At 75.1% G+C, this 26,297-nt stretch carries 25 protein-coding genes and 1 riboswitch; of the genes, 10 read left to right on the top strand and 15 right to left on the bottom strand.

Going from position 1 to position 26,297, the window contains the following annotated elements; translation table 11 throughout:
* Positions 1-21 precede the first annotated feature (21 nt).
* The 3 genes from ACFYUZ_RS21120 to ACFYUZ_RS21110 all read right to left on the bottom strand — a co-directional run bounded on the left by ACFYUZ_RS21120 (position 22) and on the right by ACFYUZ_RS21110 (position 2,604).
* On the bottom strand, positions 22-684 hold the full coding sequence (locus tag ACFYUZ_RS21120) for a hypothetical protein (protein ID WP_389311416.1): 663 nt from the start codon (positions 682-684) through the stop codon (positions 22-24).
* A 366-nt stretch (positions 685-1,050) separates the two neighbouring features.
* Positions 1,051-1,749, bottom strand: coding sequence for a sigma-70 family RNA polymerase sigma factor (locus ACFYUZ_RS21115; protein WP_389311414.1), 699 nt, complete (start codon positions 1,747-1,749; stop codon positions 1,051-1,053).
* Between the two features lie 150 nt (positions 1,750-1,899).
* Positions 1,900-2,604, bottom strand: a complete 705-nt coding sequence (locus ACFYUZ_RS21110; RefSeq protein ID WP_389311412.1) for a hypothetical protein — start codon at positions 2,602-2,604, stop codon at positions 1,900-1,902.
* A 323-nt stretch (positions 2,605-2,927) separates the two neighbouring features.
* Between ACFYUZ_RS21110 and ACFYUZ_RS21105 the strand changes: the two genes are divergently transcribed.
* Entirely contained in the window at positions 2,928-4,058 is a 1,131-nt protein-coding gene (locus ACFYUZ_RS21105) for an MFS transporter (protein WP_389311664.1), read from the top strand.
* Entirely contained in the window at positions 4,055-5,149 is a 1,095-nt protein-coding gene (locus ACFYUZ_RS21100) for a sugar ABC transporter permease (protein ID WP_389311410.1), read from the top strand. The genes ACFYUZ_RS21105 and ACFYUZ_RS21100 overlap by 4 nt, the downstream gene beginning before the upstream one ends.
* A gap of 44 nt (positions 5,150-5,193) precedes the next feature.
* Here ACFYUZ_RS21100 and ACFYUZ_RS21095 read toward each other — a convergent pair whose 3' ends face one another.
* Complete coding sequence (locus ACFYUZ_RS21095; RefSeq protein ID WP_389311408.1) at positions 5,194-6,369, bottom strand: acyl-CoA dehydrogenase family protein; 1,176 nt, start codon at positions 6,367-6,369, stop codon at positions 5,194-5,196.
* 164 nt (positions 6,370-6,533) lie between these two features.
* Here ACFYUZ_RS21095 and ACFYUZ_RS21090 point away from each other — a divergent pair, with 164 nt between their 5' ends.
* Together ACFYUZ_RS21090 and ACFYUZ_RS21085 are read left to right on the top strand one after the other, a co-directional pair.
* The gene (locus ACFYUZ_RS21090) at positions 6,534-8,321 is read left to right on the top strand and encodes a CoA transferase (RefSeq protein WP_389311406.1); all 1,788 of its coding nucleotides are present in this window, start codon (positions 6,534-6,536) and stop codon (positions 8,319-8,321) included.
* Positions 8,318-9,976 (top strand): class I adenylate-forming enzyme family protein, encoded by a 1,659-nt coding sequence (locus tag ACFYUZ_RS21085; protein ID WP_389311404.1) that lies wholly within the window; start codon positions 8,318-8,320, stop codon positions 9,974-9,976. Before ACFYUZ_RS21090 ends, ACFYUZ_RS21085 begins: the two co-directional genes overlap by 4 nt.
* Positions 9,977-10,026: 50 nt before the next feature.
* On the opposite strand, the gene ACFYUZ_RS21080 is transcribed toward ACFYUZ_RS21085, so the two are convergent.
* The 3 genes from ACFYUZ_RS21080 to ACFYUZ_RS21070 are packed head-to-tail and all read right to left on the bottom strand — an operon-like array spanning position 10,027 to position 12,295.
* The gene (locus tag ACFYUZ_RS21080) at positions 10,027-10,836 is read right to left on the bottom strand and encodes a metal ABC transporter solute-binding protein, Zn/Mn family (protein WP_389311402.1); all 810 of its coding nucleotides are present in this window, start codon (positions 10,834-10,836) and stop codon (positions 10,027-10,029) included.
* On the bottom strand, positions 10,785-11,663 hold the full coding sequence (locus ACFYUZ_RS21075) for a metal ABC transporter permease (protein WP_389311400.1): 879 nt from the start codon (positions 11,661-11,663) through the stop codon (positions 10,785-10,787). The genes ACFYUZ_RS21080 and ACFYUZ_RS21075 overlap by 52 nt, the downstream gene beginning before the upstream one ends.
* Positions 11,660-12,295, bottom strand: a complete 636-nt coding sequence (locus tag ACFYUZ_RS21070) for a metal ABC transporter ATP-binding protein (protein ID WP_389311398.1) — start codon at positions 12,293-12,295, stop codon at positions 11,660-11,662. Before ACFYUZ_RS21070 ends, ACFYUZ_RS21075 begins: the two co-directional genes overlap by 4 nt.
* Before the next feature lie 107 nt (positions 12,296-12,402).
* On the opposite strand from ACFYUZ_RS21070, the gene ACFYUZ_RS21065 reads away from it, so the two are divergent.
* Together ACFYUZ_RS21065 and ACFYUZ_RS21060 are read left to right on the top strand one after the other, a co-directional pair.
* Positions 12,403-12,642 carry a hypothetical protein gene (locus ACFYUZ_RS21065; RefSeq protein ID WP_389311396.1) on the top strand — a complete coding sequence of 80 codons (240 nt, stop codon included), beginning with the start codon at positions 12,403-12,405 and terminating at the stop codon, positions 12,640-12,642.
* 56 nt (positions 12,643-12,698) lie between these two features.
* Positions 12,699-13,067, top strand: a complete 369-nt coding sequence (locus tag ACFYUZ_RS21060) for a VOC family protein (RefSeq protein ID WP_389311394.1) — start codon at positions 12,699-12,701, stop codon at positions 13,065-13,067.
* Between the two features lie 119 nt (positions 13,068-13,186).
* Here the strand turns inward: ACFYUZ_RS21060 and ACFYUZ_RS21055 are convergent, their stop codons facing one another.
* The 4 genes from ACFYUZ_RS21055 to ACFYUZ_RS21040 form a co-directional block, all read right to left on the bottom strand.
* Positions 13,187-13,909, bottom strand: a complete 723-nt coding sequence (locus ACFYUZ_RS21055; protein ID WP_389311392.1) for an IclR family transcriptional regulator — start codon at positions 13,907-13,909, stop codon at positions 13,187-13,189.
* Positions 13,910-14,094: 185 nt separating this feature from the next.
* Positions 14,095-14,236, bottom strand: a riboswitch (SAM riboswitch).
* Between the two features lie 65 nt (positions 14,237-14,301).
* Positions 14,302-15,333, bottom strand: a complete 1,032-nt coding sequence (locus ACFYUZ_RS21050; protein WP_389311390.1) for an NAD(P)/FAD-dependent oxidoreductase — start codon at positions 15,331-15,333, stop codon at positions 14,302-14,304.
* Complete coding sequence (locus ACFYUZ_RS21045) at positions 15,330-15,866, bottom strand: isoprenylcysteine carboxyl methyltransferase family protein (protein WP_389311388.1); 537 nt, start codon at positions 15,864-15,866, stop codon at positions 15,330-15,332. The genes ACFYUZ_RS21050 and ACFYUZ_RS21045 overlap by 4 nt, the downstream gene beginning before the upstream one ends.
* Positions 15,867-15,879: 13 nt before the next feature.
* A complete protein-coding gene (locus tag ACFYUZ_RS21040) occupies positions 15,880-16,962 on the bottom strand; it encodes a type III polyketide synthase (RefSeq protein ID WP_389311386.1) in 1,083 nt (360 codons plus the stop codon).
* A gap of 78 nt (positions 16,963-17,040) precedes the next feature.
* On the opposite strand from ACFYUZ_RS21040, the gene ACFYUZ_RS21035 reads away from it, so the two are divergent.
* Entirely contained in the window at positions 17,041-17,976 is a 936-nt protein-coding gene (locus ACFYUZ_RS21035) for a UbiA family prenyltransferase (RefSeq protein ID WP_389311384.1), read from the top strand.
* Between the two features lie 57 nt (positions 17,977-18,033).
* On the opposite strand, the gene ACFYUZ_RS21030 is transcribed toward ACFYUZ_RS21035, so the two are convergent.
* From ACFYUZ_RS21030 to ACFYUZ_RS21020, 3 genes are all read right to left on the bottom strand, one after another.
* Positions 18,034-18,528 carry a hypothetical protein gene (locus ACFYUZ_RS21030; protein WP_389311382.1) on the bottom strand — a complete coding sequence of 165 codons (495 nt, stop codon included), beginning with the start codon at positions 18,526-18,528 and terminating at the stop codon, positions 18,034-18,036.
* A complete protein-coding gene (locus ACFYUZ_RS21025) occupies positions 18,525-20,981 on the bottom strand; it encodes a molybdopterin oxidoreductase family protein (RefSeq protein WP_389311380.1) in 2,457 nt (818 codons plus the stop codon). Before ACFYUZ_RS21025 ends, ACFYUZ_RS21030 begins: the two co-directional genes overlap by 4 nt.
* 108 nt (positions 20,982-21,089) lie before the next feature.
* Positions 21,090-21,650 carry a hemerythrin domain-containing protein gene (locus ACFYUZ_RS21020; RefSeq protein ID WP_389311378.1) on the bottom strand — a complete coding sequence of 187 codons (561 nt, stop codon included), beginning with the start codon at positions 21,648-21,650 and terminating at the stop codon, positions 21,090-21,092.
* A gap of 189 nt (positions 21,651-21,839) precedes the next feature.
* Here ACFYUZ_RS21020 and ACFYUZ_RS21015 point away from each other — a divergent pair, with 189 nt between their 5' ends.
* The 3 genes from ACFYUZ_RS21015 to ACFYUZ_RS21005 all read left to right on the top strand — a co-directional run bounded on the left by ACFYUZ_RS21015 (position 21,840) and on the right by ACFYUZ_RS21005 (position 24,210).
* On the top strand, positions 21,840-22,358 hold the full coding sequence (locus ACFYUZ_RS21015; protein WP_389311376.1) for a hypothetical protein: 519 nt from the start codon (positions 21,840-21,842) through the stop codon (positions 22,356-22,358).
* Positions 22,359-22,658: 300 nt separating this feature from the next.
* Positions 22,659-22,904, top strand: coding sequence for a hypothetical protein (locus ACFYUZ_RS21010; protein WP_389311374.1), 246 nt, complete (start codon positions 22,659-22,661; stop codon positions 22,902-22,904).
* A 7-nt stretch (positions 22,905-22,911) separates the two neighbouring features.
* Entirely contained in the window at positions 22,912-24,210 is a 1,299-nt protein-coding gene (locus ACFYUZ_RS21005; RefSeq protein WP_389311372.1) for a zinc-dependent alcohol dehydrogenase, read from the top strand.
* A 574-nt stretch (positions 24,211-24,784) separates the two neighbouring features.
* Here ACFYUZ_RS21005 and ACFYUZ_RS21000 read toward each other — a convergent pair.
* On the bottom strand, positions 24,785-26,023 hold the full coding sequence (locus ACFYUZ_RS21000) for a Rieske 2Fe-2S domain-containing protein (RefSeq protein WP_389311370.1): 1,239 nt from the start codon (positions 26,021-26,023) through the stop codon (positions 24,785-24,787).
* Positions 26,024-26,297: the final 274 nt, after the last annotated feature.

Below are 26,297 nucleotides of genomic sequence, written 5' to 3'. Positions count from 1 at the left end.
GTCGTGATCGCGTCCGTGCGATCAGGCCGGGACCACCGGGGGAGGGCCTCGTCGGGGACAGCAGCGGGCGAGGAGGACGCCGAGGCGTACGTGGCCCGCCGTGAACGGCGCCGGCGGACGCCCCGCGGGCGGCGCCGGGCGGGAGCGGACGGGGACGGCGAGGGGGAGCCGGGTCAGGAGGAGGACGGCGAGCCGCCGCAGGACCCGTTCCCCGTGGATCACGCAGAGGGCGGTGCCGAGCGTGGCCAGGGCGTGCCCCGACGTCATCGAGGCGGTCATCCCGTGTCCGGAGCCGGACGCGCCCGTGTCCGCCGGCATGACCGTGTCCGCCGGCATGGCCATGCGCGCCGACATGGCCATGCCCGCGCCGTGGTGGTGCCCGCCGGTCATGGCTCCGTGACCGGAGCCGCCGGCCGGCGGCATCGTCAGGCGGTGGAACACCAGATGCAGGGCGAACTGCGTCGCGCCCAGGGCGAGCACCGAGACGTCGAAACGCCGCCGTCGTCGACCGCCGGAGAGCGCCGTGCCCAGCACGGTCAGTCCGATGAGGACCGTCGCGAGGCCGCGAGCCCCCGGCAGTGAACCCCCGGCGGCGACGTGGCCGGCCGCGCCCAGCGACAGGGACGCCGAAGCGCAGAGCAGACCCCTCGAAGTCCGTCTCGGCCAGCTGTCCCGTCCCCCCACCGGCACAAGGTATCCAGCGGCCGTCGGAGCGACGGCACCTCTCGACGGCGTCCTCCGGCGTCCGGCGCGGTACGGGCCGACCTGTCGTGCCGCCAACTTGCCTACGAGAAGCGCCCGTTCGCCCCGGGGAGCGGGGGCGGCGGCGTGGCGAGAGCGGCGGAACGAGCCCTTCGGGGTGGGCGGAATCACATGCGCCCTCCTGCGGAAAGCGGGACCGCGGGTGCCCGCCGCCCTTCGTCGACGGCGAGCGTCCGGAGCAGCCGGACCACGGGGCGGGAGCCGGACCGCGGGACGCTCGGGTTCCGGCGGGAGGGGCGGGTCGCCCGGGGCCGGGGACCCACCCCCCTCGTCCGCCCGGTACGGGGGTCAGGCGAGGGCGAGCGCTCTCGTGCCCCGCCTCCGCGCGGGAACCGCGCTTCCGGCCCCCGCCCGGTCGGCCGCCCGGTCGGGTTCCCCGTCGCCCCGCAGCAGGGAGACCAGGGACGTCCGGGCGCGGGCGACCCGCGAGCGGACCGTGCCGACCGGGCAGCCGATGGCGTCCGCGGCCTCGGCGTAGGGCAGGCCCAGGAGCTGGGTCAGGACGAACGCGTCGCGCCGTTCGGCCGGGATCGAGTCCAGCAGCTCGGCGAGGGCGACCCCGTCCTCGAAGCCGGGCAGGCCCAGGGGCTGGGTGTGCTCCGCCTCCGCCTGCCAGTCCTCGCGGTCGGACAGGCGGGGGCGTGCGGCGGCGTGCCGCAGGCTGTCGACCACGGTGCGGCGGGCTATCGAGAGGAGCCAGGTGCGGGCCGAGGACCGCCCCTGGAAGCGGGGCAGCGCGGCGATGGCCCGGAGGAAGACCTCCTGGGTGAGGTCGTCGGCCGCCTGGCGGTCGGCACTCAGGTACGCCACGTACCGCCACACGTCGCGGTGCAGGGCACGGACGAACAGGTCGGCCTTGGCGGGGTCGCCGTCCCGCGCGGCGAGAGCGAGCCGGGTGGTCGCGGCGTCGGTGTCGGCGTCCGGCGCGTACCCCGAGCGGGGCGGTCCGGTGGGTCCCTGGGGAAGGGGGTCATGGGCAGGCGTCATCGCCACACGTCCTTACGGGGCAAGGGGAATCCGGCGGCGCGCAGGAGCGCGGCGGCGCCGGTGAGGGGTCACGGCCCGCCACGGCGGCGGGGCCGGTGCCCGAGCGACGGTGGCGCGGATCGCGCGCCGTCGGGCTCGGGGTTCCGGCTGTCAGACGACAGCGAACGCCCTCGGTGGGCCCCGGGAGATGACGGAATGGGCGAGCAGGAGCCGTCGGGGAGCGCGCTCGTCACCGGCGCGGCCGGGCCGGAGGCGAGGACGCCGCGGCGGTACGGGGACGACGGCGGCGAGCAGGAGTCGCACGGGCCGGAAAAGCCCCAGGGGCAGGGTCCGTACGAGTCGGAAGACGGCCCGCTCGCCGTACGCCGTCCACAGTCCGCTCAGGAGCGCGGCGAGGAGGTGTGCGGAGAGCATGCCCAGGGACGACGGCATGTCCGTCATGTCGTGGGCGACGGCCGCCTGGTCCATGGCCGCGTGCCCCAGGGTTCCCTGCCCCATCGCCATGTGCCCCATGGCCATGTGGTCCATGCCCATGTGGTCCACGGGCATGTGATGCAGGGGCAGGTGAGCCATGTCCGCGTGGCCCCCCGTGTCCATCCGGCCCGTCGCCGTGTGAGGCGGAGGCACCGGTACGGGATCGTGCTGCTGGTACGCGGAGAACACCGCGTGCAGCACGCCCTGGACGACCACGGCCGCCGTCGTCACGGCCGGCAGGCCGCGCTCGCGGTCCGCGAGGATCCAGGCGACGGCGAGCGTGCCGACGAAGGCGAGGCCGAGCGCCGGTGCGGGGAGGTCCTGACCCGACATCAGGACGTGACCGGTGGACGCGAGCAGCACGCAGACGGCCGCGAACATCGCGGCCCGCACTCCTCGCGAACATCGGCCTGGGGTCATGGCGCGCCCATCCTTGCACCCTTCTGCGGAGGCGGAGCGGGTACGTCGCCGAGCGAGGCCGCCCCCTCGGCCCGCCGTGTCATGAGTACGCGACTGTGGTGCGTCCCACAAGTACGCCCCGGGAACTCCCGGCCCGTTCGCGACGACTTCTCCACGTCGACGGCGGAAGGACCGGCCGTCGCGGGGGAGGGGGCCACGTGAAGTCCACGCGTGCGGTGGCGGCTTCGGCCACCGAGGCCGGGCGGGTCGCGCCGCGCGGGCTGACCGCGCTGCTGACGACGGCCATGGCCTTCTCGGTGATGCAGCTCTTCCTGCTCGGTGCGCTCGGACCGCGTCTCGTCGACGGCCTCGGCCTGTCGGAGACGCTGCTCGGTCTGACGACCACGGTCGGGTTCGGTACGGCCGCCGTGCTCTCGCCCGTCGGCGGCCGGACCGTGGACCGCGTCGGCCCCCGGCGTGCCCTCGTCGCCCTGCTCGCCGTCTCGGCGGCGGCCCTCGGGCTGATCGGCGCGGCCCGGGGACCCGCCCCGCTCCTCGCGGCGGTCGCGCTGGGCGGTCTCCCGCAGGCGCTCGCCAACCCCGCGACGAACAAGGCGATCCTCGCGTCCGTCCCGGGACCGCGCAGGGGTGCCGTCACGGGTGCCAAGCAGTCCGGAGTGCAACTCGGTGCCTTCGCGGCCGGGTTGCCGCTCGCGGCGGTGGCCGGTCTCCTCGGCTGGCGGGGCGCGGCCTGGGTGGCCGCCGCGGCCGCGCTCGCCGCCGCCCTGTGGGCCTGGTGGGCGCTGCCGGCCGACCCGCCGCCGGGGGCGGGCGCCGCGGCCTCCGCGCCGGCCCCGCCCGACGGCCCCGTGCCGTGGCTCGCCGGGTTCTCGCTCTTCCTCGGCGCGGGCATCGCCTCCGTCAACACGTACGTGGCGCTGTTCGGAGCCCAGCGGCTCGGCATGGGGCCGGCGGTGGCGGGCGCCCTCGTCGCGGTCCTCGGCGTCGCCGGGATCGCCGGCCGGATCGGCTGGTCCCGTGCCGCCACGCCCGGCCGGGCCCCGTGGCTCCCCGGCCTGCTCGCCGTGGGGGCCGTCGGAGCCGCCGTGCTGCTCGCGGCCGCCGTCCTGGTCGAGCCGCTGGTGTGGGCGGCGGCCGTGGCGGTGGGGGTGTTCGCCGTCTCGGGCAACGCCGTGTCGATGGTCCTCGTGATGCAGCGCTCGGCACCGGGGCGGGCCGGGCAGGACTCGGCGCTGGTCGCGGCCGGCTTCTTCACGGGTTTCGCCCTGGGGCCGCCGCTGTTCGGACTGCTCGCGGAGCGTGGCCGGTACGGCGCCGGATGGGCCGTGGTGGCAGGGGAGTTCGCCCTCGCGGCGGCCGTCGGCTTCCTCTGGGCGGTCCGTGACCGGCGTACGGGACGGGGCGGCGCGAGGTGACCGGTGCGAGGGACCGGGCCGAGGGGGCGCTGGATCTCCTGTTCCGGCGCGTGGAGGAGACCCTCGGGCAGGTGGGCGGCCGTTTCCCGCTGTACGCGGACCCGGCCGACGGCCGCTGGACGACCACCGGGCGCGGCTCGTGGACCGGCGGATTCTGGGCCGGACTGCTCTGGCTGCGCGCCCGGCACACGGGCAGGGCCGAGGACCGCTCGGCGGCGTCCGCCGCCACCGCCCGGCTCGCCCCCTGGGCGGAGGCCGACACCGCCGCCCGCGGCCTCGTCCTCTGGTACGGGACGGCCCTGGCCACCGAGGACGGCGTGGCCACCGCCCTCCGCGAGCGCGCGGCGAAGGCCGCGCTCGCCGCGTGGGACCCGGCACTCGGCCTGGTCCCGTGGGGCGCGGCCCTCGGCGGCCCGCGGCTGCGGGCCCGCGCCGACGGCGTCCCCGGCCTCGTGCCCCTCCTGGGGTCCGCCGGACCGGAAGGGCGGGCGGCCGCAGCCGCCCACCTGCACCGGCACCTCGACCTGTGCCTGTCGGGGGAGGAGGGAGGACGGCCCTGTCCGGCGTGGCGCCGGGACCGGACGCGGGGGACCTGGGCGGCGGAGAACGACCCCGCGCCCGGCTGGACCCGGGGCGAGGCCTGGCTGCTCCTGGCGGCCGCGGACGGCCTGCTCCGGGCGGACGGCCCGTCCTGGCGCGCGGACCGACTCGCCTCAGCGGTGGAACTCCTGCTCCGGCAGGGGGAGTTCCTCGACGGACCGCTCGTCCCGCCCGCCGAGGCCCATGAGCCCGGAGCCCCTCCGGACACCTCCGCCGCCGCCATCGCCGCGGTCGCCCTGCTGAAGCTCGCGCGCCTTCCAGGGGCCGCGTGGGCGGAGGCGTGCGGAAGGCGTGCGGAGGCCGTCCTGCGCAGGCTCGTGGAGGCCCACCTCAGCCGGCCGGGCGGCTCCCGCCCCGCCGGCATGCTCCTGGACGGCTGCTACGACGCGAGGAGCGGAACCGCCGCCCGCCACGAACTCGTCTGGGGGGACTTCTTCCTCGCCCTCGGCCTGGCCGCGCTCGTCGGTCGGGTCGACCTCGGGCGGGTGTGACCGCCGATCCGGGCCGAAGGCCGCGTGCGCCGGCCGGCCCGGCCTCAGAGCGGCGTGACCGCCGGTCCCGGCCGCCGCGGGCTCCGCAGCACGCGCCGGGCGACCGCGGAGACGTGCTGCTCGTCGGGGCCGTCGAGGATCCGGGCCGTCCGCCCCGTACGGAACAGGGCGGGGAGCGGCGTGTCCGGACCGAGGCCGGCGGCGCCGAAGACCTGGACGGCGCGGTCGGCGACCTCCTGGAGCGTGCGGGCCGCCGCGGTCTTCGCCAGGCCCACCTCCACATGGGCCTCGCGCCCTTCCGCGACCAGGTCCATCGCCTCGTACACGAGGGGACGGGTGGTCCGGATCGCCAACAGCGCCTCGAAGACGTGCTGTTGGACGAGCTGCCGGTCCGCGAGCGGCCCGCGGGCGCCCTGCCGTCCCACCGCGCGCTCGCACAGGAGGTCGAAGGCGCGCTGCGCCTGGCCGACCCAGCGCAACGCCCGCAGCGTCCGCCCCAGCTGGAGGCGCTCGCCCGCGAGGGCGAGGGCGCGACCGGGTTCGCCGACGAGGTGGTCCTCGTCGACGTCCACGTGGTCGAGGGCGATCTCGTACTGGCCGGTGGCCCCGAGGACGGGCAGTTCGCGGACCACCCGGAAGCCGGGCGAGCCGGTGGGGACGAGGAACAGGGACAGCCCGTCGCGGTCCCCGGTGGTCCCGCTCGTCCGGGCGAGCACGGTCACCAGGTCCGCGTCCGCCGCGTTCGACACGAACCACTTGCGCCCCGTGACCGTCCAGCCGCCACCGGACCGCCGCTCCGCCCGCGTGGTCGTGAGGAGCGGCTCGGTGCCGGGAGCGTCCGGCTCCGTCATCGCGTAACAGGTGCGCAGCCCGCCGGAGACCAGACGGCGGAGGTACTCGGCGCGCACCCGCGACGAGCCGTGCCGCGACAGCATGGTCACGTCCAGCAAGGGCGCCGACCCGAGGGCGGCCGGTCCGTGGTCGCTGGCGCCCTCGGCCTCGGCGATCGACGCGTACGCGCGCAACGGCAGTCCTCCGCCGCCCAGTCCGGACGGCAGCGGCAGGGCCCACAGTCCGGCTTCCCGGGCCTCCGCCCGCAAACGGCCCCGCAGGTCCCGGGCGGTCGGACCACCCGCGTCCAGCAGGGACTCGCGCGGACACACGCGGTCGCGGACGAACGCCGACACCCGCTTCCGCAGCAGATCGAGATCGCCGGCCACGACCCTTACCTCATGATCCGTCACTGTTTCCTCCGTTCGGGGAACTCGGCAGAACGCGCGTACGACTGCCTGCCCGTGGAAGTGGTCGGGCGCACCCGCCCGCCGGTTCCCGCGCCCGTGACAGTCCCGTGCGCCGGCCATCGCCGCGCGAGGAGAGGAGAGGCATGGCGTCATCAGCGCCTCCGCACACCGAGGTCCGCCGCCCGCTCGACGTCCCGCGTCCGCTCGACGCCCTGTGTTTCGACATCGGTGGCCCCTCGGCCCTCACCAGGGTCGTCGCCGACCACCTGAGACGCCTCGGGGGGCGGGTGCGGGACACGGCGTCGGCGGAGATCGCTCTCGGCGGCGCCGGGTTCGCGCCCGTCACCGCCCGTACCGGCTGGGGTGCGCCCGGCTCCGGGATCGAGGACGAGGCCACCGCCCAGGCCGCCACCGGCGTGATGGCCGTGCACGGCCGCCGCCACGGCGCGCCGCGCGGCCTCGGCGTCGACCACCTCGCCACCGCCACCGGCGTGCTCACCGTCCAGGGGCTCCTCGCCGGGCTCGTCGCCCAGGCGCGCGGCGGCGACGGCCCCCGCCACGTGACCACCACGGCCGACCGGGCCGGTCTGCTCGCCGTCTCCCAGTACCTGGCGGCTTCCGATGCCGACGAGCCCGAAGCCGTCGGCATCGGCGTCGGCGGCCCGCCGTTCACGTCGGCCGAGGGCGTCGTCTTCGAGCTGGAGACACTCGACCCCGGAGCCTGGGCCGGCTTCTGGCGGGCCCTCGACGCTCCGGCGGACGCGATGCGGGCGGGCTGGCGGCCGTTCCAGTTCCGGTACGCGACGGCCTGCGCGCCCTTCCCGCCGGTCCTGCACGAGATCGCCCGCACGCATCCCCTGGAACGGATCCGTCAGGCGGCCGCCGCCTCCGGAGCCGAGGTGTGTCCCCTGCGCGCGCTCGCGGAGCGCGCGACGGAGGACGACGGGGCGGATCCCTGGTCCCTGCGCCTCCTCCTGCCCGGCGTTCCCGCGGCCGCGCGGCCGGTCAGCCCGGTCCGGCCGCTGGAGGGAATGACGGTCCTGGAGGCGGGCCGCCGGATCCAGGCACCGCTGGCCGCCCACCTGCTGGGCCTGCTGGGTGCCCGCGTGATCCGGATCGAGCCGCCGGGCGGGGACCCGCTGCGCGGCATGCCGCCCGCCTGCTCCGGCGTCTCCGCCCGCTGGCTCGCCCTCAACCGGGGCAAGGAGGCCGTCGAGATCGACATCAAGTCGCCCGACGACCGGCGCCGCCTGCGCGGACTGGCCGCCGAGGCGGACGTGTTCCTGCACAACTGGGCCCCGGGCAAGGCGACCGAGCTCGAACTCGACGCCGAACACCTGGCCGCGGCCAACCCCGCCCTCGTCCACGCCTACACGGGTGGATGGGCGGACCGGATCCCGGACGCCCCCATGGGCACGGACTTCATGGTGCAGGCCCGTACGGGCGTCGGCGAGGCCGTCCACCCCGCCGACGAGCCGCCCGCGCCCTCCCTCATGACCCTGCTCGACGTCCTCGGCGGCCTGCACGGCGCCGAGGCCGTCCTGGCCGGTCTGCTCCTGCGCGAGCGCACCGGTCACGGCGTACGGGTCGACTCCTCGCTCCTCGGCGCGGCCGACACGCTGCTCGCCCCGGCCCTGGAACGGGTCCGGCGCGGACACGACCCCCGGCCGCCGGCCGGGTTCCGGCGCCCGGTCCGCACCTCCGACGGCTGGATCGCGCCGAGCGACCCCTGCGCGGCGGCCGCCGCCGCGTACGACCTGAGCGGCATGTGCACCGAGGACGCCCTGCACCGGCTGCGCTCCCACGGCCTGACCGCGACCGCCGTCACCACCGACCTGTCCGACCTGCGGCACGACCCGCGCCTGTCCGGCCCGATCGGCCGGGACGCGCACGGCGCCCCCGCCGTCCCCGACCCCTGGAGCCTCCTGTGACCGTCACCCTCACGGACCTGCTGCCCGCCGGACTCCGCCGCTCATGGGCGCTGGACGGCACCTGCCCGGACCTCGACCTCTACAGCCTCTTCCGGGCCCGGCAGATCGCCGATCTGCACCGGACGGCGATCCTCGACGCCAAGGGCGCACTCTGTTACACGGCTCTCGACCGCAAGGTCAGAAGCCTGGCCGAGGGCCTGCGCGGGCTCGGCGTCGGCCCCGGCGACGTCGTCGCCGTCCAGCTTCCCAACCACCGAAACGCCGTCATCGCCGACCTGGCCGTCGCCGCCCTCGGGGCCGTGGCCCTCCCCTTCCCGGTGGGGCGCGGGGCGGTGGAGGCCGAGTGCCTGCTGCGCCGCGCGGAGGCCGTCGCCGTCGTCGCCGCCACCGAACACCGCGGCCAGACCCACGCCGCCGGCCTCGCCGCGCTCCGGCCCGCCCTGCCGGCCCTCCGGCACGTGGTCTCCGCCGGACCGGGCGCCGCACCCGAAGGAACGATTCCTCTCCGAGGGCTCCTGCGCACCGACCCCGCCCGCTTCGTCGCGGCCCGGCCCGACCCCGACAGAGCGGCCCGCATCCTCGTCTCCTCCGGCTCCGAGGCGGAGCCGAAGATGATCGCCTACTCCCACAACGCCCTGGCCGGCGGGCGGGGCAACTTCCTCGCCTCCCTCATCCCCGACGACACCCCGCCCCGGTGCCTCTTCCTCGTCCCGCTCGGCTCCGCCTTCGGCTCGAACGGCACGGCCGTCACCCTCGCCCGACACGGCGGATCCCTCGTCCTGATCGACCACTTCACCCCCGAGGCCGCGCTCGCGGCGATGCGGGAACACACGCCCACCCACGTCCTCGGCGTCCCCACCATGATCCGGATGATGCTGGAACACCTGGAGCGAACGGGCGGGCACGTGCCCGCCCCCACCGCGCTCGTCCTCGGGGGCGCCCCGCTCGACGAAGCCACCGCGTCCGCCGCCGCGGACGCGTTCGGATGCTCCGTCGTCAACCTGTACGGATCGGCCGACGGCGTCAACTGCCACACCGGCCTGGACCACAAGGTCCCGCCGACCGACCGCTCCGGGACCGTCGTGGGACGGCCCGACCCGCGCGTCGCCGAGATCCGCGTCGCCGACCCCGAGAGCCACGAACCGCTGCCCGACGGACACATCGGCGAGATCGTCTCGCGCGGCCCCATGACCCCGCTCCGCTACGTCGCCTCCCCGGACCTCGACGCCCGCTACCGCACCCCCGAGGGCTGGGTCCGCACCGGCGACCTCGGCTACCTCGACGAGGACGGCGTCCTGCACGTCGTCGGACGCCTCAAGGACGTCGTCATACGCGGCGGCGCCAACATCAGCCCGGCCGAGGTGGAACGCGAACTGACCGGCCACCCCGCGGTCCGGGACGTCGTCTGCGTCGGCGTCCCCGACCCGCTGATGGGGGAGCGGCTGGTGGCCTGCGTGGTGCCCAGGGGCGTGGAGCGCCCGACCCCGGACGGCCTCGGCACGTACCTCACCGCCCGTGGCGTGGACCGGCACAAGCACCCGGAGCACGTGCTGGTCCTGGACGCGCTGCCGCTCACCGCCGCGGGCAAGCCGGACCGGGCCGCGCTCAGACGCCGGGCCGTGGACGGGCGGTCCACCGTACCGGCGCAGGCATGACAGGAGGGGAGGGCCGCGCCGACGCGCGACCCTCCCCTCACCGCATGCGGTCAGGATCCGCTCATCGCCTTCTTCAGCTCGGCGGCCGCGCCCCGGTACACGGCGAGCAGGTCCAGGTCCTCGCCCGGGTAGTTCACGATCTCCACCTGCTCGGCGCCGGTGTCGGGCAGGACGGTTCCCGCCGACATGTGGGCGTTGTCGAGGACGAAAGCGGGCTTCTTCGCGGAGAGCGCGGCCAGTTGGGCCGGGGTGACGGGCTCGGGGCCGTACGTCCCCACCGTCGTCGCGCCGGCGAGCCCCGCGGCCCACCCGGTGAAGACCTGGGCGGCGACGGACGGGCTCCTCCCGCCCGGCCACGCGGCCCTGAGCTCGCCGTTCAGCTCGGCGACCTCACCGTCGAGGCGCTCCTTGAACCGTGCGGCGGCCTCCTCCGTACCGAACAGCCCGCCCAGGCGCGTGACTTCGGCGCCCGCCTTCGCCGGGTCGTTGTCGAGGTTCACCTCCACCAGCTTCGCCTTCGACCCGGCGGCCTCCTTGATCTTCGCGGCGTACGGCTCGAACGGCGCGTACAGCACGAAGTCGGCCTTCGCGACGGCGGCCAGGTCCGAGGGCTTCGGGTCGTAGTCGGGGGCGTGGTGGACCGACCGCGGCACGATCACCGTGACGTCCTCGGCCCCGGCGGCCTTGGCGAAGGCCCCCTCCCAGGTGGTCGTGACCACCACCACCGGCTTGTGCCCCGCGGCCTTGTGCCCCTCCGGGCCCGAGGCGTCCTCGCTCCCGCATCCGGTGAGGAGCGGAACCGCCGCGGTCAGTGCGACGAGGGAAGCGATGTGGGGGGTACGGACGCGGGTGCGCGCCATGAGCTGTTTCTCCGTTCGGGGACGAGGTGCGCGGCGAGGACGACGGCCCCCGCCGTGAGGACGAGGACCGGGCCCGGAGGCCAGTCCAGCCAGAGGGCCAGCAGGAAGCCGGTGAGGTTGACGGCGAGGCCGATGCCGACCGCCCAGAGGGTCATCGACCACAGCGAGCGGCCGAGCCGCCGCGCGGCGAGCGCGGGCAGCAGGGTGAGCGCGTCGACGAGCAGGGCACCGGTCAGTCTGATCGTGCCGGCGACCGCGACCGCGACGAGCACGAGGAGGGCGGTGGTGAGGAGGCGGACCGGTACGCCCGAACACTCGGCGAGCTCACGGTCGTACAGGAGGAGGGCCACGTCCCTGCGCCTCCACCGGAACAGGACCGGGACGACCACGGCGAGCGCGGCGAGGACGACGAGGTCGGCGGTGCCGACCGACAGGATCGAGCCCCACAGGAGCGCGAAGGCGCCCGAGGCGTCGACCCCGGAGACGGCGAGGACGAGCAGCGCGGCCGCGACGGCCAGGCTCATCAACAGGCCCATGGCGCCGGACAGTCCGCCGGGCGTACGGGCCAGCGGGGCGACCCCCGCTCCGGAGAGGGCGCACGCCACCAGCGCGCACAGCATCGGATCCAGTCCGGTCAGAAGGCCGACCGCGATGCCGAGCAGGGCCACGTGCATCATCGCGAAGCGCACCGGCATGATGTCGAGGCCCACGATGATCACGCCGATCACCGGCAGCCCGACGGCTGCCAGGAGCAGGGCGACACCGGCCCGCCGGACGGGCACGAGCTGGAGCACGGCCCCGAGGTCGGCCGTCGCGAGAGCAGTCACCGGACCTCCCTGAGCCGGCCGGCGGCCATCTCCAGGACCCGGTCGCACCGCTCGGCGAGCGCCCGGTCATGGGTCACCACGACGAGCGTCACCGGCAGCGCGGTCAGCACGTCGGCGGCCTCCTCCTGCCCGGCGAAGTCGAGGGCGGCGGTCGGCTCGTCGGCGAGGAGCACCCGCGCACCGGCCGCGACGCAGCCGACGGCCCGTGCCAGGTACATGCGCTGCAACTGCCCACCGGACAGCGTGTCCACGGGCCGGCCGGTCAGCGCCCCGACGCCCAGCCGCTCGGCGCCCCCGGCCGCCTCCGCCGGCGCGCCGCTGCTCGCCAGGAGCTCGTCCCCGCGCAGGGGGAACCTCCCGGCGGCCGGCTTCTGCGGGATCCACGCACAGGACCGCCGCCGCCACGCCCACTCGGCCGCCGTGCGGGCGGACCGCCCGCCGACCTCGACGGTGCCGCCGACCTGCCGGTGCAGCCCGAGGACCGCGCGCAGCAGCGTCGTCTTCCCGGACCCGTTCGTCCCCGTCAGCGCCACCCGCTCGCCGGCGGCGATCTCCAGATCGACCCCGGCGACCGCCTCGGTACGGCCGTGCCGGCACGCGACACCCCGCATCCGTATGTCCAGTCCGCCCATCCCGTGCCCTTCAGCGCCGCCGTACCGCCGTGCTCGTGCGGTGGAGGAGTCGGACGGACGGAGCGCCGGGTTCCCGGAAACAGGCGGGAACCGCGGAGGGCGGCCTGGTGAGGAACGCCCGCGTCGTCGGCGACGGCGACCCCGTCACCGCCGGCGGCAGCACCTCCGGCCTCGAACTCGCGCTCTGGCCGGTCCGCCGCGAACCGGGCGCGGACGCGGCGACGAACCCGGAGGAGACGCCGGAGCACGAGGCCCGGGGCACCGTCCGGAACTCACGCCCGGGCCGCTGGGGCAGGTCCGGCCGCGCCCCCCGAGCCGGAGCGGCACGGTTTCCTCCCCGCCGATGAGTTCTCCGTCCCCGAACGGTCCACCCGGTGACACGACCGTTCACGACAGGAGTGCCATGTCCACCATCCAGCCGGTGATCCTCACTGCCGACCCGGACGTCCTGCTCGGCTTCTACACGAAACTGTTCGGCGCGGAGGAGGTCTCCCGGATCCCGGAGGAAGGCCCGCTCTTCTACCTCGGCCTGCGCATCGGAGACACCGACCTCGGGCTGGTGGCCACGGCGGACCCGGGGGACCGGGAGGCGCCGCGGATCCTGCTCAGCATCGGCGTCGACGACGTCGACGAGACGCTCGGCCGGGTGGCGGCGCTGGGAGGCTCGGTCGGCGGCGGCGCCAACGACATGCCGTGGGGACAGCGCGTCGCCCACATCAAGGACCCCGACGGCAACCCGGTGAACCTCACCCAGCCGATCCCCGCCCGGTGACGCCGTAGCCCGCCGCTCGTAACGCCCGGCCACCGTGCCGGGCGCGGAGGGCCGCTGTCGACCCGTACACCCCTCACCGCCTCTGCGACCGCCCCGGCCTCCTGCCGACGGCACCGCGGTCAGGAGTGGCGCATGGCGTCGGTGAGGCGGTCGGCCGCGTCGACGGCGGCCTTCGCGAGCCGGGCGCCGGGGTGACGGGTGAGGCGTTGGATCGGGCCGGTGACCGTGAGGGCGGCCACGACGCGATGGGCCGGGTCGCGCACCGGCGCCGAGACGGAGGCCATTCCCGGTTCGCGTTCACCGATCGACTGGGCCCAGCCCCGGCGCCGTACGCCGCCGAGGGCGGTGGCCGTGAAGCGCGCCCCCTGCAGACCGTGGTAGTAGCGTTCGGGGTCCTCCCAGGCGAGCAGGACCTGGGCGGCGGAGCCCACCTTCATGGGGAGTGCGGAGCCCACGGGCACGATGTCGCGCAGGCCGGCGGCCCGTTCGGCGGCGGCGACGCAGACGCGCACCTCACCCTGGCGGCGGTAGAGCTGTGTGCTCTCCCCGGTGGTGTCCCGGAGCGAGGTGAGGACCGGGCCGGCCGCGACCAGCAGGCAGTCCTCGCCCGCGACGGCCGAGAGCTCGGCGAGCCGGGGGCCGAGCACGAAGCGGCCCTGCAGGTCCCTGGCGACCATGCGGTGGTGTTCGAGCGCGGTGGCGAGCCGGTGGGCCGTGGGCCGTGCCAGGCCGGTGGCGGCGACCAGCTCGGCCAGAGTGGCCGGGCCCGCCGCCAGCGCGCCGAGGATCACGGTGGCCTTGTCGAGGACACCGACACCACTGGAAACATCGGATGCGTTCACGAAAAGGGGTACTCCAGTCTCGTCCGCGAGCCGTGGTTCGCGGAGGCCTCGCCCGGGGAGGGCAGGGGTGATCAGCGGGAAAGGGCCGAAGCGGTCGGCCGATGCACCGCGGTCACGAGACGGGTACGGGGGAAGCCCGGCGTGGGCAGAGCCTGGGCGAAGGGCAGCACAGAGAGCACCGTGTCTCCTCATCTTTTCCCGCGCCACGTTGGCGCGGGCCGGAGTTGGCACTGATCCCGACGGCACGGCGCGAACAGGGAACGCCGAGTCGACCGGGGAGTTGCCGGGGCTTCGTAGGGCCGGTCCCTCCACCCCTCTGGATGATTCGGGAGGAACCATACAAGACTCCCGGGGCGACCTGCCAACGGCTTTCCGGCCACGGGGGACGACGGTCAGGCGAGCAGGTTCACGGCGCCCCGGAAAAGGCCGGGGAACCGGGCAGCCGCCGGAGTGATCAGGGGGGCCAGCGGCGGCTGGTTCCGGACCCAGAGCAGGGACCCCGTCAGGAGGCGGTAGCTGCGGGACAAGCGGCACCAGGCCCGTTCGTACTCCTGCGGGCGGCCCTCGCGGAGGCAGCGTACGAGGGCGTCCGCCGCCGTCAGGGCCAGGGTGAGGCCCTCGCCGGTCAGCGCGTCGACGTACCCGGCGGCGTCGCCGACGAACAGCACCCGGCCGGCCACCCGCGAACGGGCCTGCTGGCGGAGCGGCCCGGCGCCCCTGACCGGTGTCCTGTCGGCGCTGCGCAGCCGGGCGGCCAGGTGGGGGAAACGCAGCAGCTGCTCGTCGAAGGGGAGTTGGCGTGAGGTGAGGACGGCGACGCCGACCTGTCGCGGTCCGAGCGGAGTGACGTACGCCTCGCAGTCGGCGGACCAGTGCACCTCGACCAGATCGGTCCACGGCTCGACGGCGTAGTGGCGCCGCAGTCCGTACCGGGGCGTGTGTCGCCGGGTGGCGGCCGGCCGTACGGTCAGGCCGAGCGCGCGCCGGGTCGGGGAGTGCAGCCCGTCGGCCGCCACGAGATAGCGGGCGGTGATCCCGTCGGCGGTCACGTACGCGTCGGACTGGGTCACCCGGCGGATGCGGTGCGGGACGACCGGAACGCCGAGCCGGGCGGCCCGGGCGGCGAGCGCCTCGTGCAGCACGGTCCGGCGTACGCCGAGACCGGCCCCGGCGCGGAACCGGGCCTCGGCGCTTCGGTCGCCGACGGCGTCGACGTAGCGGATGCCCCGGAGGCGGGGGCCGGGCACCTGTACGCCGAGGGCGCTCAGGGCGCGCACCGCCGAGGGCATCAACCCCTCTCCGCAGGCCTTGTCGATCGGCCCCGGCCGCGGCTCGGCGACCATGACGTCGAGGCCTCGTCGCGCTCCGTGGATCGCGGTGGCCAGTCCCGCCGGCCCGCCGCCGACGACGAGGAGGTCGATCACGACGCGGCACCGGGGGAGGAGAGGGCGTGCGAAGGCGCCAGCGCGGTGTTCTCGCAGCGGATGCGGACGGCGAGCAGCGCCGCGTTCAGGAGCGAGAAGCCCAGGGCGGTCAGCCAGGCGGTGTGCACCAGCGGCAGGGCCGCGCCCTCGACGACGACCGCGACGTAGTTGGGATGCCGGAAGCGGCGGTAGGGGCCGGAGGCGACGAGCGGGAGACCGGGGACGATCAGCACCCGGGTGTGCCAGCGGGGCCCGAGCGTGCCGATGCACCACCATCGCAGGGCCTGGGCGGCCAGCGTGAGGGCGAGCGCGGGCCAGGCGAGCAGCGGCAGGAAGGGCCGGTCGGCCGCCCGGGGCTCGACGAGGCAGCCGAGGAGGAGCGCCGCGTGCAGGACGACCATGACCGGGTAGTGCCCGGCGCCGTGCTCGAGGGCGCCCCGGGCCCGGCTCCAGGTGCCGTTGCGTCGCGCCACGGCGAGTTCCGCGAAGCGCTCGGCGACGACCAGCAGGACCGATACGGTGTACAGCGTCACGGTCACTCCGGCCTCACCAGGCCAGGAGGACGAGTTCGGACGAGAAGCCGGGTCCGAAGGCGAGCATCAGGCCCACCGTCCCGGGCGGCGGCCGGTCGGTCCGGGTGTCCTCCAGGATCTGCAGGACCGACGCGGAGGACAGGTTGCCGTGGGCGGCCAGGGCGCGGCGGCTCGCCGCGAGGGCCGAGTCCGGCAGACCGAGCCCTTCGGCGAGCGCGTCCAGGATCTTCGGGCCGCCGGGGTGACAGATCCATGCCCCCACGTCACCGGGCTTGAGGTCGTGCGCGGCGAGGAAGGACTCGACCTCCTCGGTCACGTGCAGCCTGACCAGTTCGGGGAGTTCGGGCCCGAGGACCATGCGGAAGCCCCAGTCGCCGACGTCCCAGCCCAACAGGTGCCCGGTCCCGGGGTACAGGCGGCTGCGTACCGCCACGACGCTCGGCACGGAGGACCCGGAGGGGGGCGACGCCGTACGGGAGGACGCGGGGGAGCGGTCACCGCCGACGGCCACGAGCGCGGCGGCCCCGTCCCCGAACAGACCGCTCGCCACCAGGTTCGCCGGCGACGTGTCGGCGCGCTGCAAGGTGAGCGAGCAGAGCTCGGTGGAGAGGAGGAGCGCGGTGCCCTCCGGCCGGCCGTCGAGGAAGTCGTGGACGCGCGCCAGACCGGCGGCGCCCGCGGCGCATCCGAGCCCGAACAGGGGCGTGCGCCTGACGTCGGGCCGCAGGCCGATCCGTGCCGCGAGGCGGGCCTCCAGGGAGGGCGTCGCGATGCCGGTCACGGTCGTCGAGACGACCAGGTCGACGTCCTCCGGGCGCACGCCGGCGCCGTGGAGAGCCCGTTCGACGGCTTCGGCGCCCAGCGCGGTGGCCAGTTCGACGAAGAGACGGTTGGTCTCGCCGAAAGCGCCGAGGTCGCGGTAGCGGTCGAGGGGCAGAGCGAGATGACGGCTCTTCACGCCGACGGCCGCGTGCAACCGGCGCACGACGTCCCTGTCGGATCCGGGCGGCAGGCCGGAGACGAGGTCTTCGGTGATCTCGTGCTGCATGTAGCGGTGCGGCGGGAAGGCCGTGCTCACCGCGAGGACGCGGGTCATTGCTCCAACATAGGGACGGTGAGGCGTCGACACCCTCAACCCGGAGGTCATGGGCGCGCCGTCGCCTAGCGTGGTGCGGTGCGCCCCACCACGGACGAAGGAAGCCGCCCCACCACGGACGAGGGAACCCACCGCCTCGCCGTCCCGGCTGTTCCGGGCCGGAGGGAACTTCCGGTCGTCGTAGGCCTGCTGAAGGCGAGTCACCCGGTGCCGGCGGCGGCGGTGACACTCCTCGCGGCGCTGCTGGCCGCTGCCTCCGGGCTGGACTTCGGCCCGGGGGCCGGGGCGGTGGCCGCGGTCGCCGCGGGCCAGCTGTCGATCGGATGGTGCAACGACCGGCTGGACCTGCGGCGCGACCGGGCCGCCGGACGCCGTGACAAGCCACTGGCCACGGGGGCCGCGCGGCCGGGGACGGTGGGCACGGCGGCCTGTCTGGCCCTGCTGGTCTGCGTCCCGCTCTCACTCGGCCGCGGGCTCCCGGCCGGCGCGGTGCACCTCGGCTGCGTCGCCGCCGGCTGGACGTACAACCTGTGGCTCAAGCGGACGGTCCTCTCCTGGCTGCCGTACGCCGTCGCCTTCGGACTGCTGCCCGCGTTCCTGACGCTGGCTCTCCCCGGCCGCCCGTGGCCACCCCTGTGGCTGACCGCCGCGGCGGCGCTCCTGGGGACCGGCGCCCACTTCGCCAACGTCCTGCCGGACATCGACGACGACCTCGCGGCCGGGGTGCGCGGACTCCCGCAGAGAACGGGCCGGCGCGGGTCCGTGGCGTCGGCCGCGGTCCTGGCCCTCGCCTCCTGCGTGATGCTGACGGCGGGCCCGACGGGCCGGGTGTCCCCGGCCGGGGCGGGCCTGCTCGGCGTGACCCTCGCGCTCTGCGTGGTGGCGGTGGCCGGACCGCCCGCTCCGATGCGCGGACGCGTGCCCTTCGTCGCGGTCCTGGCCATGGCCGGCCTCGACGCCGCGCTCCTGGTACTGGCCGGAAGCGCGCCGCCCGCCGGCCGGCCCTGGCCGTGACCGACGACGGCCGCCACGCCCGGTGGACGCGGACGGCCGGAGTCCCGCGAGCTCGGCTCAGAGACCGGTGAGGATCTGCGGCGAGACCACCTTGATCATGGTGTTGGTCCAGCGCATCTGCCGCAGTGTCCGCGGGTGGCAGTCGGAGGCCAGGGTCAGGAGCCGGTCCTCCTTCGCCGCCTGGGCGTACTGGGCGAGCATCTCCCAGTACAGGGAGTTCCCGGCCGCCGCCAGGTGGAGGGAGCGCAGGTCACGCAGGAGGAGAAGACCGGGCTCCGGCCGGTGCCCCGGCCACCCGGCGGCCTTCTCCCGCACCCGGGAGAGCGGTCCCTCGTCGGCCTCCTCCTCCGCGCCGCCCCGCAGGTCGAGCCCGTAGGCCCGGGCCGCGTCCGCGATGCGGCCGGCGTGCTCGTCGGACCAGCGGGCGAGATCGGTGGCGACGTGGTGGACCTCGTGCTCCGCGCGGTGGCGGTCCGCGACGGCCGCGAGCTCCCGCTCCAGGCGGCGCTCGCCGCGGTGGAGCGCCCGCAGGGTGAGGGCGATGCCGTTCATGGCCGTTCCTCCGTCGCGTAGGCCCGCGGCCCTCCACGGGTGGCCGGGACGCCGTCCGGCGCGGACGGGGCGGAGGCGGTGGTGGTCGGGGCGGGAGCCGGCGTGCCGTCACCGCGTGCGACGCGTTCGACGCGGGCCGCCGCCGTCTTGAACAGGGGCTGCTTGGAGGCAGGGTCCCAGTCGGTGATCGTCGTCTCGTTGGCGGCCCGGCCCTCCGCCGGCGAGGCGGGGCCATGGCCTCCGGGGGTGTCCCAGTAGCCGTAGTGGAAGGGCACGAAGACGAGCCCGTCGCGGATGTCGGTGATCCGGACCCGGGCCCGCAGCGACCCCCGCGCCGTGGTGATCCGGGCGAGGTCCCCCTCGCGGAGGTCCAGGGCGGCGGCCTCGGTGGGGCTCAGCTCCGCCCACACCTCCGGGGCCGCGGCGTCGAGCTGCGGCACCCGGCCGGTCTTGGTGCGGGTGTGGAAGTGGTAGAGGGTGCGGCCGGTGGTCAGCTGGAGGGGGTACTCCTCGCTGGTGTCCTCGTGCGGCGGCAGGTACTCGGCGGCCTTGACGACCGCCTTGCCGTCGGGGTTGAGGGACCGGTACTCGACCACCTCGACGGACGCGCCGGTGACCAGGTCCTTGCCGTAGCTCTCGCAGACGTCGGGACGCGCCCAGCTGATGCCCTCGGTGTAGAGGCGCTCGGTGCCGTCGGGAGCGTCCTCGTTGCAGGGCCACTGGATGCCGCTGCCGCCCCGCAGCCTCTCGTACGTCAGCCCCGTGTAGTCGCACGGCCGGCCGGCGCTGCAGCGTTTCCACGCCTCGAACGCCTCCTCGGGCGTGCTCCACGTGACCAAGGGGCCGCCGTCGCGGTCGCGGAAGTCCATGCGCCGCGCGTAGTCCAGGAAGATGTCCAGGTCGGGGCGGCTCTCCCCCGGCGGCTCCACCGCCTTCTCCGAGAGGTGGACGGTCCGGTCGGCGTTGGTGAACGTACCGGTCTTCTCGCCCCACGTCGCGGCCGGCAGCACCACGTCGGCCAGCTGCGCGGTCTCCGTGAGGAACAGGTCCTGGACGACGGTGAAGAGACCCTCCTGCCCGAGGACGCCGCGGATGCGGCCGAGGTCCGGCAGGGACACGGCCGGATTGGTGCCGCTGATCCACAGCATGCGCACCGACCCCTGCTCGGCGTAGCGGAAGATCTGCATCGCCGGGGTCGGCGGGGCGTAGTGGGGGATGTCCGACGGGTCGACGTTCCAGATCCGGGCCAGGTCGGCGACGTGCTGGTCGTTCTGCCAGTTGCGGAAGCCCGGCAGGTCGCCGTTGGCACCGGTCTCGCGGGTGTTCTGGGCGGTCGGCTGGCCGTTCATCTGCAGGACGCCGCAGCCCGGCCGTCCCAGCATCCCGCGGATCAGGTGCAGGTTGTTGACCTGGACGGCGGCCGCCGTGGCCTGGTGCGACTGGTAGACGCCCTGCAGCACCGTGGACAGGAGCCGCTCGGCGCCGCCCAGCAGCTCCGCGGCCCGGCCGATGGCCGCGGCGGGCACGTCGCAGACGCTCGCGGCCCAGGCGGGAGTGCACTCCGCGACCTGCTTGCGGAGTTCCTCGAAGCCCACCGTGTGCGACTCCACGAAGGCGTGGTCGATCCGGTCGTTCCGGATGATCTCGTGCAGGAGCGCGTTGAGCAGGGCGACGTTGGTTCCGAGGCGGGGCGCCAGGTGGACGTCGGCGCGCCGGGCCACCACCGTGGGACGGGGGTCCACGCACAGCAGTCGCGGTGGGTCCCCGCCCTCCAGCCGGTCCAGCACCCGCATCCACAGCACCGGCTGCGTCTCGGCCATGTTGTGGCCGAACAGGGCGAGGGTGTCCGCGTGGTCCACGTCCGCGTACGAGCCGGGCTGGCCGTCACAGCCGAACGACTCCTTCAGCGCCTCGGCCGCGGTGGCGGTGCACAGACGGGTGTTGCCGTCGAGGTGGTTGGTGCCGACCCCGGCGCGGGCCAGAACGGCCAGGGTGTAGTACTCCTCCAGGAACAGCTGCCCGGTGGTGTAGAACCCGATCGCTCCGGGGCCGTGGGCGGAGAGGAGCTCACGGGAGCGGTCCACCACGCGGCCCATGGCCGTGTCCCAGTCGCACTCGACCAGCCGGCCGCCCTCCCGGACCAGCGGAGCGCGCAACCGGTCGGCGGCGTGGTTGGCCTGCCAGCCGAAGAGGTCCTTCGGCCCCAGCCGGCCCCGGTTCACCCGGTCCGCCGCACGTCCCCGGACGCCGACGATGCGGCCGTCCCGCACCGCGATGTCCATCGCGTCCCCGTTCGAATGCAGCAGCGACGCGGACTGCACCCATCGCTCGACATCGGCCGCTGTGACGCCCTCGGCGAGGTGCGTGTCCACCCGGGCCGGCCATGTCCCGCCGGGCCCGTAGGCGGTCCGTCCGCCCCAGGGCCGTGCGATGCGGTCGCTCGGAGAATCCATCCGACACCTCCGCCTTTCCCTTCCGGCCTTTCGGTGGCGTGCGTCTACCCCTGGAGCCTCCGGCCAAGCGGTGCGCGTCCCGGCCCACGGGACCGGGACGCGGGCGCCTCAGTCCTTGCCGCGCCCGGTCATGGCATCCCGCAGCCGGTCGACGAGACCCATTCCGGGGGCGAGGAGCTTGTTGGCCGGGGGCGTGTCGGGAGCGGAGGGGTGGGGACGGGTCGGCGCCGTCTTCTTGGCCTGCCGCACTTTGTCGCCCAATTCGTTCAGCATGTCGGCGGAGCACGCCTGCCGCAGCCGGGGGAAAAGGTCGTTCTCCTCGTCGGCGATGTGGGAGCGGATTTCGTTCATGAGCCGCGTCATCAGCTCGTCGAACCGCGGATCGTCGGCGGCGCAGCCCTCCAGCTCCTTCATCGTGCGCTCGGCAGCGGCGTGATCGCGGAGTTCCTGGTCGGCCAGTTCGTCGCCCTGGGGGACGTGTTCCCGGACCGCCGGATAGAGGTAGGACTCTTCCGCGACCGAATGCCGCACCAGCTCCATGGTGACCTGATCCGCGTAGTTCCTCTTGCGGGAGTCCCCGGAAGGAAGCCCCTGGATCTTCGCGAACAGCTCCTCCACTTCCTGGTGGTCGGCGGTGAGCTCGGCGATGACATCGCCACCGTGTCCCATGTCCCTCTCCTTTTCCCTTTTCCGCTGTGGACTTCCAATGAAGCGCGAGGGGAGGGGAAAAGGCCGTCATTCCCGGCTGTCAGCGTGTCGCTGTTCCGGGCCGCGTGACCTGCGTCATTTCGGGTCTGCGGGGTGCCGGTTATCGTGCCGGGGTCTTCTCCCGCCTCTTCTCCGTACGGACGGTCAGCCGTGCCCGCAGACGACTTCCTCTCCCCCATCGTGGCGGCGACGACGCAGTGGCTCGTCCAGGCCTACCCGCCCGCCCGAGGCGCGTTGCAGCGCGGCCTCGCGGAGGCCCAGGCCCGCCAGGCCGTGACGGTGGCGGCCCTGCTGCGCTACCCCACGGAGCTGGACGCCGAACTCGTGGCCCTCTCGGGGCCGGGAGGCGCGTCCCGGCTCGACTGGATCACCGGTGCGGACGCCACCGCGCCGGAGTGCGCCGAAGCCTGGCGCTCCTGGGTCGACGAGGTCGTGACCAGCTGGGCCGCCTGCCTCCTGGGCTCCCCGGCTCTGGCCTCCCGCGCCGCCGAAGCGGTCGCCGCGGCGCACGGCGGCACCGCACCCGTGGCCTTCCGCCGCCTGACCGACCCGACGGAGGAGGACCACCGGTCGGCGGCCCTCCTGCGCCACCCCGACGTCCTGGCGCCGATAGCCGATCTCCACGGGGCGGAACTCCGGGACCGCCTCCAGGCCGCCCTGCCCGCCTGACCGCCGGGCGGATGTCCACCGCGGATCGACGGGCTCGGGCTCCGGGTCGCCGGAGCGGGGCGTGGCCTCGACGCGGCGCGCGAAGCGCGGTTCCGCCGCTGCGGGGGCGCGGAGGTCCGCATACGGAACGGGGCACCGGGTACCGCCAGACCACGACCCCGGTACCCCGGCCGCGAGGAAGCAGAGGCCGACGGCGTCGTCGGTGCCTCCGGCGGCTCGGGCAGCCGGTCGGGTCGTACGCGGCAGCTGTCGCACGCGGCAGTGGCCGTACGCGGCAGTTCAAGGGAAAGAGGGAGACCCATGACGAGCGGAACGGCCGGCGGCACCGAGACCGGTGGAGTCACCGGCACGAAGGACAAGGACTACAACCTCCTCTGGTACGTCGAAAGCTGCCTGGCCAACGCCCTGCGGCTGGAGACCTACATCCAGGACGCGGAACGCGAGAACGACAGCGAGGTCGTCGAACTCTTCCGCAAGGCCCAGGCGGACAGCCGCAAGGGCGCCGAACTCGGCAAGCGACTCCTGCGCGCACGCATGGAAGGCTGACGCCGTCATGAAGGCAGTCGTGTGGCACGGCACCGGCGACATACGCCTGGACGAGGTGCCGGATCCCAGGATCCAGGACCCGTACGACGCGATCGTACGCATCACCACCTCCGCGATCTGCGGAACCGACATCCACTTCGTCCGCGGCACGATGCCCGGCATGAAGGAGGGCCGGATCCTCGGCCACGAGGCCGTGGGCGTCGTCGAGGAGGTGGGGCCCGGTGTGCGCAACCTGCGGCCCGGTGACCGGGTGGTGGTGCCGTCGACGGTGGCGTGCGGCACGTGCAGTTACTGCCGGGCGGGTTACTACGCGCAGTGCGACAACGCCAATCCGGGGGGCCCGCGGGCGGGCACCGTCTTCTTCGGCGGCCCCGAGGCGGCGGGAGGCCTGGACGGACTCCAGGCGGAGTACGCCCGGGTGCCCTTCGCGCACGTGGGACTCGTGCCGCTGCCCGACACCGTGGACGACAACCAGGCCGTCCTCCTCTCCGACATCTATCCGACGGCTTGGTTCGGCGCCGAGCTCGCGGAGGTCGGTGACGGTGACGCGGTCGCGATCGTGGGAGCCGGCCCGGTGGGGCAGGCGGCGATCGGCTGCGCACGTCTGCAGGGCGCCGGCCGGATCATCGTGGTCGACGGGATAGCCGACCGGTTGGACCTGGCCAGGCGCCAGCACGCGGAGACCGTCGACTTCAACAGCGAGGACCCGGTCGAAGCCGTGCTCGATCTCACCGGCGGCATCGGCGTGGACCGGGTGATCGACGCCGTGGGCGTGGACGCGCAGCGCCCGTCGCACGGGCCGGCGGCCGAGGCGCTGCGCGACCAGGCGCAGCAGTTCGAGCACGAACGCGCCGAGGCGGCGCCGGAACAGAACCCGGACGGGGACACCTGGGTGGCCGGGGACGCGCCGTCCCTCGCGGCCCGTTGGTCGGTGCAGATGGTGGCCAAAGCAGGAACCCTCGGCACGGTCGGGGTCTATCCGCCGCAGGTCCAGCACTACCCGTTCGGCGAGGCGTTCATGAAGAACCTCACGCTGAAGGCGGGCAACTGCAACCACCGCCGCTATGTGCCCCGTCTCGTCTCGCTGGTGGGCTCCGGCACGCTCGACCCGACCCCCCTCGTCACGCGCTGGTCCGGACTCGGGGACGCCATCGACGCGTACCGGGCCTTCGACCGCAGGGAAGCCGGCTGGACGAAGGTCGCGCTCGGCCTCGACGACCGGGGAGCCGTCGCGCCGGGCATGGGCGAGGAGGCCGGCACCGGAGCCGCCACCACCGCCGGCTCCCACGAGGAGAACGCCGGCTGACTCCGAACAGGCCGGGGGAGCACGGAACCTGACCACCTGTCAGGCCCGTGCCGCACGTCCAGGCAGAGGGCCCGGACGTCGGAGCAGCCGCCCAGGGAGGGCGAGCTTCCGCTGGGGGCGGCCGCCGTCCAGTACGACGGGGCGGCGGTGCCGAAGCGGTGCTCGGCGTCGACGAAGGTGGGAAAGCGCGCGAGCGGCTTGCTGCGCCCGGCGGCCGGAGCCCGTCGGCCCGGGCCGGTGCGGGTCGAGGCGGGCGGCGCCCCGGCCGCCTCGGGCGCCGCGTTCACCGGGCCGTTCTCCGCCGAAGGAGCGCTCGCCCTGACCCTCTGCGGCGCGCGACTCGACGGCCGGTTCACCGTCCGGGACACCGCTCGACCCGTCGTGCTGTGCGACGGCGGCTCGATCACCGGCCCCGTCACCCCGGAGGCCGACGCGGGCGGCACCGGCCTGGGCGGCACCACCGTCACCGGCCTCCTGAGGTGCGAGGACACCCCCCGGACCCGGAGCCGCAGGGGCTCGTCGTACGGGGGCCCGCTACGGCCGGCGCCGCCGGCACGCCCGGTACGGTCCGCCTTCACCCGCCCGGCCGGGCGGGTGAAGGCCGCGGGTCCCGGAAGGCGTCGTCCTCCCCCTGAGGGGCGTGCCCGCGGAGCGCGCCGTCGCAGGCGGCGGGGTCGCAGGCGGCGGCCCCGGAACGAAGGGGGACGCCGTGGGTGCGCAGCACCTCGCGGACGTCCAGGATCACCGGGAAGACCTCGTGGTTGCGGTCCTCGCCCTGCTCGTCCCACGCCCTCTGCTCCGCTTCGACGGCCATCCGGTCCTCCGCGAAGACCCGCTCGGCGAAACGGCGGATGAACGGCCAGGCCACATGGAGGGCGGCGGGAATCCCGGGCTTCTCGATCATGAGCAGGCCGTAGGCGCGGCACGTGCGCTGCTCGGCGTCCTCGGGCACGTACGCCGCCCAGAGCCGCAGGGCCGGATGATCGGCCTTCTCCGGAACCAGGTCGAGCGTCTGGTACGGGTACTCCGTGCGGATGGTCATGACGTCACTGGTGGCCGAACCGCCGATGCCCTCACCGGCCAGCAGGCCGGCGCTGCGGTTCCGCTTCCCTCCGGTGTGCGTGAACAGGTACCGGGCCTCCACCGTCCGCCCCTCGGCCCGGTGGCTCAGGAGCTCCGGGCGCAGCCTGCCCACGACGCCGCGGTGGAGGAACTGGTGGTTCATGTCGAGCAGGTTCTCGTGCATGAAGGAGTAGTGGCAGCGCACGGTCCGGGAGAAGGTCATGGTCCGGTACTGCGGCGAACCGTGGGCCGGCAGCTCCGGCAACGCGGTCTCCGCCGCCTTCTCGGGGTCCCCGGGGAAGACGAAGACCAGGCCGTACGCCTCGCGAACGGGGTAGCCCCGCACCCCGCGCGGCGGCCGGCCGTCCCCTTTGGAGAGGTAGGGGATCTGGGAGATGCGGCCGTCACCGCGGTAGGCCCAGGCGTGGTAGCAGCAGCGGAGCGTCTCGCCCTCCACCACGCCCATGCTCAGGGGGACCTGCCGGTGCGCGCACCGGTCCTCCAGGGCGTGTACGGCGCCGCTCTCACCGCGGTAGAGCGCGATGCGCTCGCCGGCGAACGCGGTCGCGTACGCCCGCCCCCGGCGCACCTTCCTCGACAGCGCGACCGGATACCAGTGGTCCGGGTTCGCGCCCACGCGCCGCAGGTCGGGAAGGCCCGCGGACCGCGGCGTCGTGTGCAGGGACCGCTGGACACCGTCACCGCTGAGGACGGGCGGCGTGGTGCCGCCACCAGACTGCGTCTCGGCCATGCGCACTCCCTTTGTTCCGTCGGGTGGGACATCGGGCACGCGGGACTCCGGCGCGCGGGGCCCGGTCGAGCCGGCCCGCACACCGGCCCGCCGAGCGACAGACGAGGTCCCGGCACCGTCCATCCTGGCCTCCCGCCGTCGGCGACGCCTGGAGGGAGGGTCCGCGCGGGTGACCGTCGTCGCCGCTCCGCGGGACGGCGGCGCCGTCGAGCGCGACCGGGTCCCCTCGGGGACGACGAGGCCCGGCCACGTCCCGCCCGCCCGGCCGGGACCC

Source organism: Streptomyces sp. NPDC004266 (genome assembly GCF_042874095.1).
Taxonomy (GTDB): domain Bacteria; phylum Actinomycetota; class Actinomycetes; order Streptomycetales; family Streptomycetaceae; genus Streptomyces.
This window is presented reverse-complemented; position numbering and strand designations above follow the sequence as displayed.

Excerpts from the sequence above, each read along its gene's own strand:
- ACFYUZ_RS21090 (WP_389311406.1), top strand. The coding sequence starts at position 6,534 with ATGGCGTCATCAGCGCCTCCGCACACCGAGGTCCGCCGCCCGCTCGAC.
- ACFYUZ_RS21030 (WP_389311382.1), bottom strand. The coding sequence starts at position 18,528 with ATGAACGGCATCGCCCTCACCCTGCGGGCGCTCCACCGCGGCGAGCGC.
- ACFYUZ_RS21110 (WP_389311412.1), bottom strand. The coding sequence starts at position 2,604 with ATGTTCGCGGCCGTCTGCGTGCTGCTCGCGTCCACCGGTCACGTCCTG.
- ACFYUZ_RS21040 (WP_389311386.1), bottom strand. The coding sequence starts at position 16,962 with ATGACCCGCGTCCTCGCGGTGAGCACGGCCTTCCCGCCGCACCGCTAC.
- ACFYUZ_RS21115 (WP_389311414.1), bottom strand. The coding sequence starts at position 1,749 with ATGACGCCTGCCCATGACCCCCTTCCCCAGGGACCCACCGGACCGCCC.
- ACFYUZ_RS21025 (WP_389311380.1), bottom strand. The coding sequence starts at position 20,981 with ATGGATTCTCCGAGCGACCGCATCGCACGGCCCTGGGGCGGACGGACC.
- ACFYUZ_RS21060 (WP_389311394.1), top strand. The coding sequence starts at position 12,699 with ATGTCCACCATCCAGCCGGTGATCCTCACTGCCGACCCGGACGTCCTG.
- ACFYUZ_RS21105 (WP_389311664.1), top strand. The coding sequence starts at position 2,928 with ATGGCCTTCTCGGTGATGCAGCTCTTCCTGCTCGGTGCGCTCGGACCG.
- ACFYUZ_RS21070 (WP_389311398.1), bottom strand. The coding sequence starts at position 12,295 with ATGGGCGGACTGGACATACGGATGCGGGGTGTCGCGTGCCGGCACGGC.
- ACFYUZ_RS21005 (WP_389311372.1), top strand. The coding sequence starts at position 22,912 with ATGAAGGCAGTCGTGTGGCACGGCACCGGCGACATACGCCTGGACGAG.
- ACFYUZ_RS21000 (WP_389311370.1), bottom strand. The coding sequence starts at position 26,023 with ATGGCCGAGACGCAGTCTGGTGGCGGCACCACGCCGCCCGTCCTCAGC.
- ACFYUZ_RS21080 (WP_389311402.1), bottom strand. The coding sequence starts at position 10,836 with ATGGCGCGCACCCGCGTCCGTACCCCCCACATCGCTTCCCTCGTCGCA.
- ACFYUZ_RS21010 (WP_389311374.1), top strand. The coding sequence starts at position 22,659 with ATGACGAGCGGAACGGCCGGCGGCACCGAGACCGGTGGAGTCACCGGC.
- ACFYUZ_RS21020 (WP_389311378.1), bottom strand. The coding sequence starts at position 21,650 with ATGGGACACGGTGGCGATGTCATCGCCGAGCTCACCGCCGACCACCAG.